The following is a 16,664-nucleotide window of genomic DNA, read 5'->3' as shown; positions in this document are numbered from 1 at the left end:
TAGGTGTGGTAAACGCCGCACTGCCGAACGGTATCCGCGCCGATACGCTACGGGGCAGTAGCCAGCCGTAAGCCGCCATACGCACCTTTGAGCAGGCAGGGAGCCGCATCCCTATGTCCGAGACCGACATCCACACGACCGCCGGCAAGCTCGCGGACCTCCAGCGCCGCATCGAGGAGGCGAAGCACGCGGGATCGGCCCGCGCGGTGGAGAAGCAGCACGCCAAGGGGAAGTTGACGGCGCGTGAGCGGATCGAGCTGCTCCTCGACGAGGGCTCCTTCGTGGAGTTCGACGAGTTCGCGCAGCACCGCTCGACCAGCTTCGGCCTGGAGAAGAACAGGCCGTACGGCGACGGCGTGGTGACCGGGTACGGCACTGTCGACGGCCGCCCCGTGGCCGTGTTCTCGCAGGACTTCACGGTCTTCGGCGGCGCACTCGGCGAGGTCTTCGGCCAGAAGATCGTCAAGGTCATGGACTTCGCGCTGAAGACGGGCTGTCCGGTCATCGGGATCAACGACTCCGGTGGTGCCCGCATCCAGGAGGGCGTGATGGCCCTCGGCATGTACGGCGAGATCTTCCGCCGGAACACGCACGCGTCCGGTGTGATCCCGCAGATCTCGCTGGTCGTCGGGCCGTGTGCGGGCGGCGCTGTCTACTCCCCCGCGATCACCGACTTCACGGTGATGGTCGACCAGACCTCGCACATGTTCATCACCGGGCCCGACGTCATCAAGACCGTCACGGGCGAGGACGTCGGCTTCGAGGAGCTCGGCGGCGCCCGCACCCACAACTCCACGTCGGGCGTGGCGCACCACATGGCGGGCGACGAGAAGGACGCCATCGAGTACGTCAAGTCGCTGCTGTCCTACCTGCCGTCGAACAACCTCAGCGAGCCGCCCGCCTTCCCCGAGGAGGCGGACCTGGAGCTCACGGACGAGGACCGCGCCCTCGACACGCTGATCCCGGACAGCGCGAACCAGCCGTACGACATGCACGGCGTGATCGAACACCTCCTGGACGACGGCGAGTTCTTCGAGACGCAGCCGCTGTTCGCGCCGAACATCCTCACCGGCTTCGGCCGCGTCGAGGGCCACCCGGTGGGCATCGTCGCCAACCAGCCGATGCAGTTCGCCGGCTGCCTGGACATCGACGCCTCCGAGAAGGCCGCGCGGTTCGTGCGCACCTGCGACGCCTTCAACGTGCCGGTGCTGACCTTCGTCGACGTGCCGGGCTTCCTGCCGGGCGTCGAGCAGGAGCACACGGGCATCATCCGCCGCGGCGCGAAGCTCATCTACGCCTACGCCGAGGCCACCGTCCCGCTGATCACGATCATCACCCGCAAGGCCTTCGGCGGCGCGTACGACGTCATGGGCTCCAAGCACCTGGGCGCCGACCTGAACCTCGCCTGGCCGACCGCGCAGATCGCGGTGATGGGCGCGCAGGGCGCGGTGAACGTCCTGCACCGCCGCACCATCGCCGCGGCCGGTGACGAGGCGGCCCAGGAGGCGGCCCGCGCGCAGCTCATCCAGGAGTACGAGGACGCGCTGCTCAACCCGTACACGGCGGCCGAGCGCGGCTACATCGATGCCGTGATCATGCCGTCGGAGACCCGCTCGCACCTGGTGCGGGGCCTGCGTCAGCTGCGCACGAAGCGGGAATCCCTGCCTCCGAAGAAGCACGGCAACATCCCCCTGTAGAGGAGCCCTAGTGATCAAGGTCGTACGGGGCAACCCGACCCCGGAGGAGCTGGCCGCCGCACTGGCGGTGGTCCAGGCGCGCGCCGCGGCGGTGGTAAGCCAGCCGTCCGGCGCGCCCGCGCCGCCCGCCGCGTGGGCCGACCCGCGCGGGTGGCCCGCCACCGGCTGCCCGCGCCCGGTCCCACGGCGTGGGGCCGCACGTACTGGCCCGGCTAGACGCAGCCCGGCCGGACGCACCGGGCCGGGGAAGTTGAGTACGCGTACTCAGGCGCCCCGGCCCGCCCGGCCGCAGTATCGAAGGCATGCTGTGGTCGGACCCGGAGAACAACCCGCCCAAGGACATGCGGGACATGCAGGCGAAGATGCGCCGTGCGGGCTTCGTCCTCGCCCTGGCCATGGTCGTCGCGATGTTCGTGCTCGGCATCCACTGAGCGCCTCACCCGCGGCGTCGGGGTGCTCGCTACCCTGACCGGCATGAGTGATCAGCCACGCCGCCGTCTCGTGCTCGCCTCGCAGTCCCCCGCCCGTCTCGGCCTGCTCCGGCAGGCGGGCCTCGCCCCCGAGGTGATCGTCAGCGGCGTCGACGAGGACAAGGTCTCCGCGCCGACCCCCGCCGAGCTCGCCCTCGCCCTGGCCGAGGCCAAGGCCTCCGTCGTCGCCGCGCGGCCCGAGGTCAAGGGCGCCCTGGTCATCGGCTGCGACTCGGTCCTGGAGCTGGACGGCAAGGCGCTCGGCAAGCCCGCCGACGCCGAGGAGGCGACCGCCCGCTGGAAGGCCATGCGCGGCCGCGCGGGCGTCCTCCAGACGGGGCACTGCGTCTACGACACCGTTTCCGGGACGTACGCGTCGGGGACGGCCTCGACCGTGGTCCGCTTCGGTGAGCCCTCCGACGAGGAGGTCGCCGCGTACGTCGCGAGCGGCGAACCGCTGCACGTGGCGGGCGCCTTCACGCTGGACGGCCGCTCGGCGCCGTTCATCGACGGCATCGAGGGCGACCACGGCAACGTCATCGGCCTCTCGCTGCCGCTGCTGCGCCGCCTGCTCGGCCAACTGGGCGTCGGCATCACGGAGTTGTGGGCGTAGGGCCTGCCGCGGGCGCCGGGGCACCGCCCTCGCGCGCCCGCTTCTCGTACGCCACCAGCGTGAGGACGATCAGGCCGAGCACGGCCATCATGAAGGCGAACGCCGGCCAGCCCACCAGGCCGACGCAGAAGGCGCCGAGGACGCCGTGCACGACGGCGCAGCTGATCAGCAGCAGCCTCCCGAAGCGGCCCGGGGCGCGGTCCCGGGCGCCCGCGAGGGCCAGGATGACGCCGCACAGCGCGAGGTAGCCGCCGAAGAGGGCTCCGCCGATCCACGTCGAGACGGTCATCGCGTGCGGATCGAGGCCGGCCAGCGACATGCCCTGGTTCTCGACGACCAGGCCGAGGAACCAGTTGAGCAGCGCGATGCCGACCGCCTCCGCGAGGAGAACGATCGCGCCCACCCAGGCCACCGGTCTGCGCGCCACGGCGCCCCACCCTCTTTCCGCTCCCGCTGTTACCCCTGGTACGTCGAGCCATCGCGAACGCTACTAATGGGTAAACCTCGGGACAAGGGCTGCGCGGCAGGCAAAGAATCATTGGGCCATTCGTAGGGACTCCACAAAGAAAGCGGCCCTGCCGCAGCGCGGCTTCACAGAGACCTTGACCACACCGTGCGGCTACGCTGCCGTGGAGGAACCCTGCGTACCGTGGTACGACAAGGGTTTTCGCGGGACGAGGGGACCTCGCATCACACTCCGTGTGGGCAAGCTCACCCTTGGGGACGGGTCGTAAGGCCGTGTCGGCAGTCCCTAAACTCGGCTTGTTTCAAGGAGGGAGCCATCGTGCGCAAGGTGCTCATCGCCAACCGTGGCGAAATCGCTGTCCGCGTTGCTCGGGCATGCCGGGATGCAGGGATCGCGAGCGTAGCCGTCTACGCAGACCCCGACCGGGACGCTCTGCACGTCCGGGCGGCCGATGAGGCGTTCGCGCTGGGCGGTGACACTCCGGCCACCAGCTACCTGGACATCTCCAAGGTGCTGGCGGCGGCCAAGGACTCGGGGGCGGACGCGATCCACCCCGGTTACGGCTTCCTTTCGGAGAACGCCGACTTCGCGCAGGCCGTCATCGACGCGGGCCTGAACTGGATCGGCCCGCCGCCGCAGGCCATCCGCGACCTGGGTGACAAGGTCGCCGCGCGGCACATCGCGCAGCGCGCCGGTGCCCCGCTCGTCGCGGGCACCCCCGACCCGGTCTCCGGCGCCGACGAGGTCGTCGCCTTCGCCGAGGAGCACGGGCTGCCCATCGCCATCAAGGCCGCCTTCGGCGGTGGCGGACGCGGCCTGAAGGTCGCCCGCACCCTCGAAGAGGTCCCGGAGCTGTACGACTCGGCGGTGCGCGAGGCCGTGGCGGCCTTCGGGCGCGGCGAGTGCTTCGTGGAGCGTTACCTCGACAAGCCGCGGCACGTGGAGACCCAGTGCCTGGCCGACAAGCACGGCAACGTGGTCGTCGTCTCCACCCGTGACTGCTCGCTCCAGCGCCGCCACCAGAAGCTGGTCGAGGAGGCCCCGGCGCCGTTCCTCTCCGAGGCGCAGGTCGCGGAGTTGTACGCCTCGTCCAAGGCGATCCTCAAGGAGGCCGGCTACGTCGGCGCGGGCACCGTCGAGTTCCTCGTCGGAGTGGACGGCACGATCTCCTTCCTGGAGGTCAACACCCGCCTCCAGGTGGAGCACCCGGTCACCGAGGAGGTCGCCGGCATCGACCTGGTCCGCGAGATGTTCCGCATCGCCGACGGCGAGGAGCTGGGTTACGGCGACCCCGAACTGCGCGGCCACTCCTTCGAGTTCCGCATCAACGGCGAGGACCCGGGCCGCAACTTCCTGCCCGCGCCCGGCACGGTGACGAAGTTCGAGACCCCCTCCGGTCCCGGTGTCCGCCTGGACGCGGGTGTCGAGTCCGGCTCGGTCATCGGCCCGGCCTGGGACTCGCTCCTCGCCAAGCTGATCGTGACCGGCGCGACGCGCGAGCAGGCGCTCCAGCGTGCCGCCCGCGCCCTCGCGGAGTTCACCGTGGAGGGCATGGCCACCGCCATCCCCTTCCACCGCGCCGTCGTCCAGGACCCGGCGTTCGCGCCCGAACTGACCGGCTCCGGCGACCCGTTCACGGTCCACACCCGCTGGATCGAGACCGAGTTCGTCAACGAGATCCCGGCCTTCGCCGCGCCCGCCACGGACGCCGAGGCCGAGGAGGAGCCGGGCCGCGAGACGGTCGTCGTCGAGGTCGGCGGCAAGCGCCTGGAGGTCTCGCTCCCCTCCTCCCTCGGCATGACGATCGCGCGCACCGCGGCGGCGGGCGGCGCCCGCCCCAAGCGCCGCGCGGCCAAGAAGTCCGGCCCGACCGCCTCCGGTGACACCCTCGCCTCGCCCATGCAGGGCACGATCGTCAAGATCGCGGTCGAGGAGGGCCAGGAGGTGAAGGAGGGCGACCTGGTCGTCGTCCTTGAGGCGATGAAGATGGAGCAGCCCCTGAACGCGCACCGCTCGGGCACGATCAAGGGCCTCACGGCGGAGGTGGGCGCGAGCCTGACCTCCGGCGCGGTGATCTGCGAGATCAAGGACTGACGCACGAAGGTGCCGCATGTGCCGGGCCGGGCTGGACACTCCAGCCCGGCCCGGCGTGCGTGGCCGGGCACGCAACCGCCGGCCGTCGCGCCCGGTCTCCATCGTCATGACAGCCAAGCGAAGGCCGCCTGCCGCGCCGAACGACCGGGAGTTACGGTTGTGGCGGATAGGCAGGGCGCTGACACTCGCCTTCGCCGCCGCGGTCCTGGTCGCGGGCGGCATCTTCTACGGGCTGGTGGTGCTGCTGGATTTCGAGGAGATCGACTCCACCGCCGAGTTGGACGCCAGGACACTTTTCGACCTGGTCAAACTGTCCTTCGGAGTGGCCGCCGGGGCCGGCGCGCTCGTCGCCCTGGTCGTCGCCTACCGCCGCCAGCGCGTCGATGAGGCCGGCGCCCACCGCGAAGCCACCCGGCTGCACACCGAGCGCTTCTCCCAAGCCGTCGACAAACTCGGGTCCGACTCACCCGCGGTCCGGCTCGGAGGCGTCCACGCCCTGGCCGGCCTCGCCGACGACGCCCCCACCCAGGACCTGCGCCAGACCTGCGTCGACGTCCTGTGCGCCTACCTCCAGCTCCCCTTCACCCCCGACCCCGGCAGCGACCCGGCCCACCAGGAGGAGCACCACCGCTACCTGGCCTTTCGCAAGGTCCGGCACACGATCCTGCGTCTCATCGGCGATCACTACCGACGCCCCCGGGGAACCCACCGCTCCTGGCAGGGCTGCGACCTCGACCTCACCGGCGTCACCATCGACGGCGATCTGGACTTCAGCGAGGCGGTGTTCTCCGAGGGGGCGGTGAACTTCCGCGGGGCGGTGTTCTCCAGCGGTGCGGTGAACTTCAGTCGTGCGGTGTTCCGCGGTGGCGCCGTGCACTTCGACGACGCGGTGTTCTCGGGCGGCGCGGTCCACTTCAGCGGGGCGGCCTTCCCGGGCGGTACGGTGCACTTCCGCGGAGCGGCGTTCTCCGGCGGCGCGGTCTACTTCACCGGAGCGGCGTTCTCCGGTGGCACCGTGAACTTCGGCGACGCGCTGCTCTCCGGCGGCACAGTGCACTTCAGCGACGCGGTCTTCGGCGACGGCACGGTCAACTTCAGCGACGCGATGTTCGCGGGCGGCACGGTGCACTTCCGCGGAGCGGCTTTCTCCGGCGGTACGGTGCACTTCCGCGACGCGGTGTTCTCCGGCGGCGCCGTCCACTTCAACGGAGCGGTGTTTGCCGGCGGCGCGGTGAACTTCAGGGGGGTGACGGGCCCGGCTCCCCATGGGCTTCTCACCGCCGTCGGCACTCCTGTTCCCGCGACGCTCGTCCTAGCTTCCGCTTGGCTGCCGCCCGTGCCGTAGCGCCGGCGACCGGGCAGCGCGCATACCGCCCCCGGCCCCGCGGGTATACCAACCCCGTCCGGCGCGTGAGGACGGACTCGGCGGAGCCGTGACAACGCCGGGCCAGGACGCGGGGCGGCCCCGCAACCACCGCGCCACCACCCCACGTCCTTCCCCGTGCAGAGCCGAAGACCACGGGGGGCTTCAGTGACACGTACAGGGGACTTACTGGCGCTGGCGGCCGCCGCAAGCGTCAGCACCGGCACCTTCTGGCTCGCGGCAGCCGCCGACGCCGGACAGCGCTACGAGGCGGGGCTCGTCCTGGGGCTGGCCGCGGGCCTCTCGGTGGCGCTGTTGCGCCGCTTCACCCGGCTGCCGCTGGGCCGCCGCCGCCCCTACACCTTCGCCCTGCCGCTGCCTGCCCCCGACTGGCGCGCCCCGCTGCCGGACCCCCACGGCGACCCCGAGGCCCTGCGCCCGCACGCCGAGCCGCGGGCACGGCTGCTGAGCGACGCCTCCGCCCTTGGCGCCGCACTGCGCCACAGCTGCGCGCTGCCCCCCGGACTCCGTACGGAGCTGGCCGCGTCCGCCACCACGGCGTCGATCCAGGCGAGCAACTCCGTGCTCCCGCCCGCGGGCGACGGGCCGCTCGGCCCCGATCCCGCGTACGACGCCGCGTACGCCCTCGGAGAGCTCGTCGCGGCCGTCGAGTTCAGCCGCATCGGGCTGCGGGCGCTGGAGGCCCTGGTGACCGAGCGGCCGCTGCGGGCCGACCCGCCCTGCTGGTTCAACCCGCTGCACGAGCGCGGGCGGACGCGCACGGTGATCGCGGGCGCCGCCGAAGAGGTCACCGTCTGCCACGGCTGCGCCCGCGAGCCCGCGCCGCTCCTGGTGCCGTCGGCGGCGGGCCCCGTGCCGTACTACGAGAGCGAGGCCGTCGACCCGCGCTGGCGGCTGCTCGGCTACGGCGCGGCGGTCCCGGACGGCGCCACCGCGATGATCGCCGCCGCCCGGGACGGCTTCCGCGGCGACGGCACCAAGCCGCTCGGCACGAAGGTGAGTTGGTGATCATGGAGGAGCTGGTCGCCGGGGTGCTGAGCGGGCTGCTCGTCGGCGCCTTCATCACGTACCCCCTGGTGTTGTGGCTGGTCCGCGAGGTGCGTGGGGGCAGGCTGCCGCCGCACCGGCGCGAACGCAGGGCGCGAGCGGAGCTGGACGCCTTCTTCGGCCGCGGGGAGACCGGCGCGGGAAGGCCTGACCGCCACTGATCGCGGCCTGCCGGCAGTGGCATCCTTGAAGGACGCGTACGTTCACGAAGGGTGCGGGGATGACGACCGGCATGGACCAGCAGGCGACAGCGGCGCAGCAGTCCGCGCGGGCCATGCGTGCCGACGCGCGCCGCAACTACGACCGGCTGCTCGCGGAGGCCCGCGCGGCCTTCGCCGAGCACGGCACCGGTACGTCACTGGAGGACGTGGCGCGCCGCGCGGGCGTCGGCATCGGCACGCTCTACCGGCACTTCCCCAACCGGCACGCGCTGATGAGCGCGGTCTGGGAGGACGCCGTGCGCGATCTGCTCGCGCGCTCCCACGCCCTGCTCGACGACCCGAAGCCCTGTTCGGCGCTGGTGGCGTGGCTGCGCGCCATCGTCACTCATGCGGGTGAGTACCGCGGTCTCTCCAGCGCCCTCATGTCGGCGTCGCACGACGACACTTCGGCCCTGGCGCGGTGCAGCAAGCCCATGCGCGCGGCCGGCGCGGCCCTGCTCGCCCGCGCGCAGGAGGCGGGGGCCGTGCGGCCCGACGTCTCCATCGCCGACCTGCTGCAGCTGACCAACGCGATCTCGCTGGCGGCCGAAGAGACCCCGGACGATCCGGAGTTGGCCGACCGCCTGCTCACGCTGACCCTGCGGGGCCTGAAGGCCGACGGGTGCGCGGCGGCGTAGGTACCGCCGCCGTGGCCCCGCCCGGCGCTCAGCGGCGGCGCAGATCCGCGACGCGCGCGGCCCGCTCCCCCGGCTGCTCCCCGAGGAGCGCGTTGCGCAACTGCTGACCCGGACCCGCCCCGTGGTTGCGCCGCTGACCCGGCAGGGGCACGTCCCGGCGCTGCTGGCGCCCCGTGGGGACGGAGTCGACGCCGGGTCCGGCGTCAGGGGTCCCGGATCCGCCCGTCACCGCGATCCGCACGCCCTGGTCGGCCAGTGCCTGGAGTTCCGTGGCGGCCCGGTCGTCGTGCGCCGGGGGTTCGTCCGTGACCAGGCGGGTGATGACGTCCGTCGGCACCGTCTGGAACATCGTGTCGGTGCCGAGCTTGGTGTGGTCGGCGAGGACCACGACCTCGGCCGCCGCCTGGACCAGGGCGCGGTCCACGCTCGCGGAGAGCATGTTGGACGTGGACAGGCCGCGCTCGGCGGTCAGGCCACTGCCCGAGAGGAACGCGCGGGACACGCGCAGCCCTTGCAGGGACTGCTCGGCGCCGCTGCCCACCAGGGCGTAGTCGGAACCGCGCAGGGTGCCGCCGGTCATGACGACTTCGACGCGGTTGGCGTGGGCCAATGCCTGTGCCACCAGCAGGGAGTTGGTGACGACGGTCAGGCGGGGGACCCGCGCGAGCCGTCGGGCCAGCTCCTGCGTGGTCGTACCGGCGCCGATGACGATGGCTTCGCCCTCTTCGACGAGACCCGCCGCGAGATCGGCGATGGCCGTCTTCTCGGCGGTCGCGAGATGTGACTTCTGCGGAAAGCCGGACTCCCGCGTGAATCCGCCCGGCAATACCGCACCGCCATGCCGGCGGTCGAGGAGTCCTTCTGCCTCCAGCGCGCGCACGTCCCGCCGTACGGTCACTTCGGAGGTCTGGACGACGCGGGCGAGCTCACGGAGCGATACCGCTCCGTTGGCCCGCACCATTTCGAGGATCAATTGGCGACGTTCTGCAGCGAACACGAAACTGACAGTAACCCCAACGACCGTCTGCTTTCAGCAGTTTGCGCCGAATTACAGAAGTTGTTCGCACCGCGGGACGGGAAGTGGTATAGCCCCCCATCCTGGCGAGTCCGGGCCGGTCAGCCCTCTCCCGCGGTCTTCCGGGTGTGCAGCTGACGCGCCACTTCGGCGATCGACCCCGAAAGCGATGGGTACACGGTGAACGCATTCGCGATCTGCTCGACCGTCAGATTGTTGTCGACCGCGATCGAGATGGGATGGATCAGTTCCGAGGCGCGCGGCGCGACGACCACACCGCCGACCACGATGCCCGTGCCCGGACGGCAGAAGATCTTGACGAAGCCGTCGCGGATGCCCTGCATCTTCGCGCGCGGGTTGCGCAGCAGCGGCAGCTTGACGACGCGCGCGTCGATCTTGCCCGCGTCGACGTCCGCCTGGCTGTAGCCGACGGTCGCGATCTCGGGGTCCGTGAAGACGTTCGAGGAGACGGTCTTCAGGTTCAGCGGCGTCACCGCGTCCCCCAGGAAGTGGTACATCGCGATGCGCCCCTGCATGGCGGCGACGGAGGCGAGCGCGAAGACCCCGGTGACGTCACCGGCGGCGTACACACCGGGGGCGGAGGTCCTGGAGACCTTGTCGGTCCAGATGTGACCGGAGTCCTTCAGCTTGACCCCGGCCTCCTCCAGGCCCATGCCGCTGCTGTTGGGGATGGCGCCGACGGCCATCAGGCAGTGGCTGCCGGAGATGACGCGGCCGTCGGCCAGCGTGACCTCGACGCGGTCGCCCACGCGCTTGGCGGAGGCTGCGCGGGAGCGGGACATGACGTTCATGCCGCGGCGCCGGAAGACGTCCTCAAGGACGGCGGCGGCGTCCGGGTCCTCGCCGGGCAGGACGCGGTCACGGCTGGACACGAGGGTGACGTTCGACCCGAGCGCCTGGTAGGCGCCGGCGAACTCGGCGCCCGTGACACCGGAGCCGACCACGATGAGCTCCTCGGGGAGCTCGTCCAGGTCGTACACCTGGGTCCAGTTCAGGATCCGCTCGCCGTCGGGCTGGGCATCGGGGACCTCGCGCGGGTGACCGCCGGTGGCGATGAGCACGGCGTCGGCGACGAGGGTCTCCTCGCTGCCGTCGGCGGCCCGCACGACGACCTTGCGCGAGCCGTCGATGTCCTGCTGGCCCGCCAGGCGGCCGCGGCCGCGCAGCACGCGAGCGCCCGCACGCGTGACGGACGCGGTGATGTCGTGGGACTGCGCGAGCGCGAGGCGCTTCACACGGCGGTTGACCTTGCCGAGGTCGACACCCACCACGCGCGCGGGGCTGTCGATGTGCGGGGTGTCGTCGGCGACGATGATCCCCAGCTCCTCGTACGACGAATCGAAGGTGGTCATCACCTCGGCCGTCGCGATCAGAGTCTTCGACGGCACGCAGTCGGTGAGCACCGACGCCCCGCCCAGACCGTCGCAGTCGACGACGGTCACCTCCGCGCCGAGCTGGGCGGCCACGAGAGCCGCCTCGTATCCGCCGGGTCCGCCACCAATGATCACGATCCGAGTCACGTACTCCATTGTCCCGCACGCTTCAAGGTACGGACGCGCCGGGGCCTCCGTCCGTGCGAACGCCCTCGTCCCGACCGTCCTGCCGCTACCGGACCTGCCTCCTTGATTGCTGCCGTACCCTCGACGTCATGTCGCTCTACGCCGCGTACGCCGGCAATCTGGATCCGCGGCTCATGTCACGCCGCGCCCCTCACTCACCGCTGCGCGCGACCGGCTGGCTGACCGGCTGGCGGCTCACCTTCGGCGGGGAGCACATGGGGTGGGAGGGCGCCCTGGCGACGATCGTCGAGGCCCCTCGCTCGCAGGTGTTCGTGACCCTCTACGACATCGCGCCGATGGACGAGGAGTCCATGGACCGGTGGGAGGGCGTGGGCATGGACATCTACCGCCGCATGCGGGTCCGCGTGGACACCCTGGAGGGCAAGGAGCCCGCCTGGGTGTACGTCCTCAACGGCTACGAGGGCGGCCTGCCCTCGGCGCGCTACCTGGGCGAGCTCGCGGACGCCGCGGAGTCGGCGGGGGCCCCGCACGACTACGTGATGGAACTGCGCAAGAGGCCCTGCTGACGCGTCCATGAAGGGCGGCCGGGCGCCCTTCGTGGGAAACGACAAGACAACGATCGGATTCCCGTGAGCATCGTCATCTACGCGCGTAGGCCGTAACCCGCTACCCTCGTCGGCGTGAACGCTTCAGTTATTCCGGACGACATCCAGGGCGACCCCTACGCCGCCGCCGACGCCGCCGCCGCGCGCCTGCGCGAGCTGACGGGCGCCGAGACCCACGACGTCGCCCTCGTGATGGGCTCCGGCTGGGCGCCGGCCGTCGACGCGCTGGGCGAGCCCGAGGCGGACTTCGCCGTCACCGAGCTGCCGGGCTTCCCGCCGCCCGCGGTCGAGGGGCACGGCGGACGCATCCGCTCCTTCAAGATCGGCGACAAGCGCGCCCTGGTCTTCCTGGGCCGCACCCACTACTACGAGGGCCGTGGCGTGGCCGCCGTCTCGCACGGTGTCCGCACCGCCGTGGCCGCCGGCTGCAAGACCATCGTGCTGACCAACGGCTGCGGCGGTCTGCGCGAGGGCATGCGCCCCGGGCAGCCGGTGCTGATCAGCGACCACCTCAACCTCACGGCGACGTCTCCGATCGTCGGCGCGAACTTCGTGGACCTCACGGACCTGTACTCGCCGCGCCTGCGCGCCCTGTGCAAGGAGATCGCCCCCTCCCTGGAGGAGGGCGTCTACGCGCAGTTCCCCGGCCCGCACTACGAGACGCCGGCGGAGATCCGCATGGCCCGCACGATCGGCGCGGACCTGGTCGGCATGTCGACCGTCCTGGAGGCGATCGCCGCACGCGAGGCCGGCGCGGAGGTGCTCGGCATCTCCCTGGTCACGAACCTCGCCGCGGGCATGACGGGCGAGCCGCTGAACCACGAGGAGGTCCTCCAGGCGGGCCGCGACAGCGCCACCCGCATGGGCGAGCTCCTGGGCAAGGTCCTCGACCGGATCTGAGGTCTCCGCGGGGCGCCCTCCCCGGCGCCCCGCGCCCCGGCCCGGCTCGGACACACCCACCCGCGTCCGATCGTGAGGCCCCACCGGCCCGCACCCCGGACCGAGACGCGAGGGGACGTGCCGGTGTGTCCGCCCGGAGCACGTGGCCTGCCGCCCGGGGCCCCGAAGCGGCAAGGCTCCCAGGCCCCGATGGCGAGGACGGACGTACCGGCGCGGCCCCGCCCCCAGAACAACCGGGTAGGCATACCCGAGCCCACCCCTTTCCGCACAGCTGATCCGCACAGCTACAGCGACGCCGCAACGAGAGGCTGACGACACGTGCAGGACAACTCCGAACTCATCGCGCGAGCCCAGGCCTGGCTGGCCGAGGACCCGGACCCCGAGACCCGCGAGGAGCTGGCCAAGCTCATCGACGCCGAGGACACCGCCGACCTGACCGCACGTTTCGCCGGCACCCTCCAGTTCGGCACCGCCGGCCTCCGCGGCGAGCTTGGCGCGGGCCCCATGCGCATGAACCGCTCCGTGGTCATCCGCGCCGCCGCGGGCCTCGCCGCCTACCTCAAGGCCAAGGGTCAGACCGACGGCCTCGTCGTCGTCGGCTACGACGCCCGCCACAAGTCCGCCGACTTCGCCCGCGACACCGCGGCCGTGATGACCGGCGCGGGCCTGCGCGCGGCCGTCCTGCCCCGCCCCCTGCCCACCCCCGTCCTCGCCTTCGCCATAAGGCACCTGGGCGCGGTGGCGGGCGTGGAGGTCACCGCCAGCCACAACCCGCCGCGCGACAACGGCTACAAGGTCTACCTCGGCGACGGCTCCCAGATCGTGCCGCCCGCCGACGCGGAGATCGCCGCCGAGATCGCCGCGGTCGCGTCGCTCCACGACGTCCCCCGCCCCGAGGCCGGCTGGGAGACCCTCGACGAAGCCGTCCTGGAGGCCTACCTGGCCCGCACGGACGCCGTCCTGGCCCCGGAGTCCCCCCGCACCGCCCGCGTCGTCTACACGGCGATGCACGGCGTCGGCAAGGACACCCTCCTCGCGGCCTTCGACCGTGCCGGCTTCCCCGCCCCCACCCTCGTCGCCGAGCAGGCCGAGCCGGACCCGGACTTCCCGACGGTCGCGTTCCCGAACCCGGAGGAGCCGGGCGCGATGGACCTGGCCTTCGCGACGGCGGCGCGTACCACCCCCGCCCCGGACCTGATCATCGCCAACGACCCGGACGCCGACCGCTGCGCCGCCGCCGTCAAGGACGGCGCCGACTGGCGGATGCTGCGGGGCGACGAGGTGGGCGCCCTGCTCGCCGCGCACCTCGTGAAGCGCGGAGCGCGCGGCACCTTCGCCGAGTCGATCGTCTCCTCCTCCCTGCTCGGCCGGATCGCCGAGAAGGCGGGCCTCCCTTACGAGGAGACGCTGACCGGCTTCAAGTGGATCGCCCGCGTCGACGGCCTGCGCTACGGCTACGAAGAGGCGCTCGGCTACTGCGTGGACCCCGAGGGCGTACGCGACAAGGACGGCATCACGGCCGCGCTGCTCCTCACCGAGCTGGCGTCCGAGCTGAAGGAGCGGGGCCGTACCTTCCTCGACCTCCTGGACGACCTCGCCCTGGAGCACGGCCTGCACGCCACCGACCAGCTGTCGGTCCGCGTGGAGGACCTCTCCCTGATCGCGGACGCGATGCGCCGCCTGCGCGAGCAGTCGCCGACGGAGCTGGCGGGCCTGCCCGTGACGAAGGCCGAGGACCTGACGCGGGGCACGGACACGCTGCCGCCCACCGACGGCCTGCGCTACACCCTCGACGGCGCCCGCGTCATCGTGCGCCCGAGCGGCACGGAGCCGAAGCTCAAGTGCTACCTCGAAGTGGTGGTCCCGGTGGCCGGGCAGGCGGACCTCCCGGCGGCCCGCGCGCGGGCGGCGGACCTGCTCGCCGCGATCAAGCGGGACCTGTCGGCGGCGGCAGGCATCTGACGCCACCCACTCGGACGGGCGTCCCGAGCGGAAACCCACCCGTCCGAGTGATTTGACTCCCGCAGCTGCCGCAGCGGAACGGTGCGCTGCCGGTCCCCCAGGAAGGGTCGACCGGTAGCGCACGTTCACGTTCGGGGAGCTGCCGCAGTGCCGTACGGACCGATTCCTTCCACCGCCGCCCCCTCCAAGGTCCCGGCGTCCCGGCGCCCCCTCACCACCGCGCAGCCGCCCCCCGGCCTGCGCCGCCGCGCGGCCCGCGCCCTGCGCCACGCCTCCCCCGCGCTGCTCGCGTACGCGGCCGTGCGCACGCTCGGCCTGCTGGTCTTCGTCCCCTGGGCGCACGGCGAGCGCCGCAGCGTACGGCATCTGCTGATGGCGTCATGGGACTGCGACTGGTATCTGAAGATCGCCTCGAACGGCTACGCGCACACCCTGGGCACCGCGTACGACGCGAACAACCTCGCGTTCTTCCCGCTGTACCCCCTGCTCGTCCGCGCGGGCGACGCCCTGCTCCCCGGCCTGCCGCGCGGCGCGGCGGGCCTCGGCGTCTCGCTGCTCTGCTCGTTCCTCGCGGCATGGGGCGTCTTCGCGGTGGGCGACCGGCTGTACGGCCGCCGGGCGGGGGTCTTCCTCGCGATGCTCTGGGGCAGCCTGCCCGTGGCGCTCGTGCAGTGGATGGGCTACACCGAATCCCTCTTCACGGCGCTCGCCGCGTGGTCGCTGTACGCGGTGCTGAGCGGCCGCTGGCTGTGGGCGGGCTCCCTGGCGGCGCTGGCCGGCCTCACCCGCCCCACGGGGGTGGCCCTGGCCGCGGCGGTCTCCGTGACGGCGCTGCTCGCACTGCGGCGCGGTTTCTCGGCGCGCCCGCTCCTGGGCGCCCTCCTGGCTCCCCTCGGCTGGCTCACGTACGTCACCTGGGTGGGCCTGCGCCTCGGCCGCTGGGACGGCTATTTCGCCGTACAGAAGCTGTGGCACAACAAGTGGGACGGCGGCGTCGAGACGGTGCGCAGGATGCAGGCGCTGTTCGTCACCGAGCGGCCGGCGCTGTTCTACGCGATGGTGACGGCGGTGCTGCTGGGCTCGGTCGTGCTCTACGTACTCTCGGCGGCCGACCGCCAGCCGCTTCCCCTGCTGCTCTTCACCGGCCTGCTCCTGCTGATCGTGCTCGGCAGCAGCGGCGTCTACTTCCCGCGGGCCCGCTTCCTGCTGCCCGGATTCCCGCTGCTGCTGCCGCTCGCCGCGGCCCTGGCGCGCGCGAGGACGACGGTGGCGGTGACGGTGCTGACGGCGGCGGCGTTCGGATCGGCCGTGTTCGGCGGCCACATGCTCCTGGGGTGGCACGGCCCGCCGTAAGCCCTGTAGTCCCCCGGTCAGGTCACCGCGAGGAGCACGGCGAGCAGCACCGCTCCCGCGGCGGCCGGCGCGAGTACCTCGTAGGCCCAGCGCACCACGGGCTCGCCCTGCGCGGGCTCGGCGGCTTCCTGCCGCTCGGCGAGCTCGCGCAGTTCGTCCATGGCCTGGTCACCGGAGGAGCGCGAGGGCGGGGCGTGGGGGTCGAGGAAGGGGCGGCCGCCGGTCGGGTCCCCGGAGGCGGCGGCCTGCGACTGCCTGCGGGCGGCCTTCTTGCGGCCGCGCAGCGATACGGGGATGGCCCAGAGCTGGTACTTGGCGCCGGCCCGGGTGAGGACCTCGTTGGAGTATCCGGAGCGGAGCGTCGCGATGGACGCCCAGGGCAGGGTGATGGTCCGGAAGGGGTTGCGCACGCGCAGCCGGTCGTCGTTGGCGTACACGGCGGGGCGTACGGTGTACGCGACGACCAGCGGCACCGCGAGCAGCAGTCCGGCGAGCGCCAGCCACGGGGTACGGCCCTCGCCGCGCAGGACGGCGTCGACGCCGAGCCAGGCGCCCAGGGCGAGCAGCAGGACGCCGCCGGCGATACCGGCGGGGGACCGGAAGACGCGGTCCTTGTATGCGGGCTCCGCCACGGGGTTCTGAGGGTCGCTCATACCCTGATTCTGCCTGACGCGCGGCG

General features: G+C 72.3%; 16 protein-coding genes and 1 pseudogene. 13 read left to right on the top strand and 4 right to left on the bottom strand.

Going from position 1 to position 16,664, the window contains the following annotated elements; genetic code table 11:
• Positions 1–113 precede the first annotated feature (113 nt).
• From KKZ08_RS23940 to KKZ08_RS23930, 4 genes and pseudogenes are all read left to right on the top strand, one after another.
• Complete coding sequence (locus KKZ08_RS23940; protein ID WP_223776404.1) at positions 114–1,697, top strand: acyl-CoA carboxylase subunit beta; 1,584 nt, start codon at positions 114–116, stop codon at positions 1,695–1,697.
• Between the two features lie 10 nt (positions 1,698–1,707).
• A pseudogene (locus KKZ08_RS23935) lies at positions 1,708–1,913 on the top strand (acyl-CoA carboxylase epsilon subunit).
• A gap of 86 nt (positions 1,914–1,999) precedes the next feature.
• Positions 2,000–2,128, top strand: coding sequence for a hypothetical protein (locus KKZ08_RS38700; protein WP_263303355.1), 129 nt, complete (start codon positions 2,000–2,002; stop codon positions 2,126–2,128).
• Between the two features lie 43 nt (positions 2,129–2,171).
• Complete coding sequence (locus KKZ08_RS23930) at positions 2,172–2,780, top strand: nucleoside triphosphate pyrophosphatase (protein ID WP_223776403.1); 609 nt, start codon at positions 2,172–2,174, stop codon at positions 2,778–2,780.
• Here KKZ08_RS23930 and KKZ08_RS23925 read toward each other — a convergent pair.
• The gene (locus KKZ08_RS23925; RefSeq protein ID WP_223776402.1) at positions 2,761–3,207 is read right to left on the bottom strand and encodes a hypothetical protein; all 447 of its coding nucleotides are present in this window, start codon (positions 3,205–3,207) and stop codon (positions 2,761–2,763) included. The two genes, KKZ08_RS23930 and KKZ08_RS23925, sit on opposite strands and share 20 nt — an antisense overlap.
• A gap of 357 nt (positions 3,208–3,564) precedes the next feature.
• On the opposite strand from KKZ08_RS23925, the gene KKZ08_RS23920 reads away from it, so the two are divergent.
• From KKZ08_RS23920 to KKZ08_RS23900, 5 genes are all read left to right on the top strand, one after another.
• Complete coding sequence (locus tag KKZ08_RS23920) at positions 3,565–5,340, top strand: biotin carboxylase N-terminal domain-containing protein (RefSeq protein WP_223776401.1); 1,776 nt, start codon at positions 3,565–3,567, stop codon at positions 5,338–5,340.
• Positions 5,341–5,446: 106 nt separating this feature from the next.
• A complete protein-coding gene (locus KKZ08_RS23915) occupies positions 5,447–6,685 on the top strand; it encodes a pentapeptide repeat-containing protein (protein WP_223776400.1) in 1,239 nt (412 codons plus the stop codon).
• Between the two features lie 186 nt (positions 6,686–6,871).
• Positions 6,872–7,732, top strand: a complete 861-nt coding sequence (locus KKZ08_RS23910) for a hypothetical protein (RefSeq protein WP_223776399.1) — start codon at positions 6,872–6,874, stop codon at positions 7,730–7,732.
• A 2-nt stretch (positions 7,733–7,734) separates the two neighbouring features.
• Complete coding sequence (locus KKZ08_RS23905; protein WP_223776398.1) at positions 7,735–7,932, top strand: hypothetical protein; 198 nt, start codon at positions 7,735–7,737, stop codon at positions 7,930–7,932.
• Between the two features lie 113 nt (positions 7,933–8,045).
• A complete protein-coding gene (locus KKZ08_RS23900; protein WP_223779159.1) occupies positions 8,046–8,609 on the top strand; it encodes a TetR/AcrR family transcriptional regulator in 564 nt (187 codons plus the stop codon).
• A 28-nt stretch (positions 8,610–8,637) separates the two neighbouring features.
• On the opposite strand, the gene KKZ08_RS23895 is transcribed toward KKZ08_RS23900, so the two are convergent.
• Both KKZ08_RS23895 and KKZ08_RS23890 read right to left on the bottom strand, forming a co-directional pair.
• Positions 8,638–9,606 carry a DeoR/GlpR family DNA-binding transcription regulator gene (locus tag KKZ08_RS23895; RefSeq protein WP_223776397.1) on the bottom strand — a complete coding sequence of 323 codons (969 nt, stop codon included), beginning with the start codon at positions 9,604–9,606 and terminating at the stop codon, positions 8,638–8,640.
• A 119-nt stretch (positions 9,607–9,725) separates the two neighbouring features.
• Complete coding sequence (locus tag KKZ08_RS23890; protein ID WP_223776396.1) at positions 9,726–11,174, bottom strand: NAD(P)H-quinone dehydrogenase; 1,449 nt, start codon at positions 11,172–11,174, stop codon at positions 9,726–9,728.
• A 119-nt stretch (positions 11,175–11,293) separates the two neighbouring features.
• On the opposite strand from KKZ08_RS23890, the gene KKZ08_RS23885 reads away from it, so the two are divergent.
• The 4 genes from KKZ08_RS23885 (at position 11,294) to KKZ08_RS23870 (ending at position 15,985) form a co-directional block, all read left to right on the top strand.
• A complete protein-coding gene (locus KKZ08_RS23885; protein WP_223776395.1) occupies positions 11,294–11,731 on the top strand; it encodes a gamma-glutamylcyclotransferase in 438 nt (145 codons plus the stop codon).
• A 114-nt stretch (positions 11,732–11,845) separates the two neighbouring features.
• Complete coding sequence (locus KKZ08_RS23880) at positions 11,846–12,670, top strand: purine-nucleoside phosphorylase (RefSeq protein ID WP_223776394.1); 825 nt, start codon at positions 11,846–11,848, stop codon at positions 12,668–12,670.
• Positions 12,671–12,988: 318 nt separating this feature from the next.
• A complete protein-coding gene (locus KKZ08_RS23875) occupies positions 12,989–14,632 on the top strand; it encodes a phospho-sugar mutase (protein ID WP_223776393.1) in 1,644 nt (547 codons plus the stop codon).
• A gap of 147 nt (positions 14,633–14,779) precedes the next feature.
• A complete protein-coding gene (locus KKZ08_RS23870) occupies positions 14,780–15,985 on the top strand; it encodes a glycosyltransferase family 39 protein (protein ID WP_223776392.1) in 1,206 nt (401 codons plus the stop codon).
• Between the two features lie 17 nt (positions 15,986–16,002).
• Here KKZ08_RS23870 and KKZ08_RS23865 read toward each other — a convergent pair whose 3' ends face one another.
• Entirely contained in the window at positions 16,003–16,638 is a 636-nt protein-coding gene (locus KKZ08_RS23865) for a PH domain-containing protein (RefSeq protein WP_223776391.1), read from the bottom strand.
• Between the last annotated feature and the right edge of the window lie 26 nt (positions 16,639–16,664).

Origin of the sequence: Streptomyces sp. 135, from assembly GCF_020026305.1 — a bacterium.
In the GTDB taxonomy this organism is placed as follows: domain Bacteria; phylum Actinomycetota; class Actinomycetes; order Streptomycetales; family Streptomycetaceae; genus Streptomyces.
Note: the sequence above shows the minus strand (reverse complement) of the source record. Positions and strands in the feature narration are given on the sequence as shown.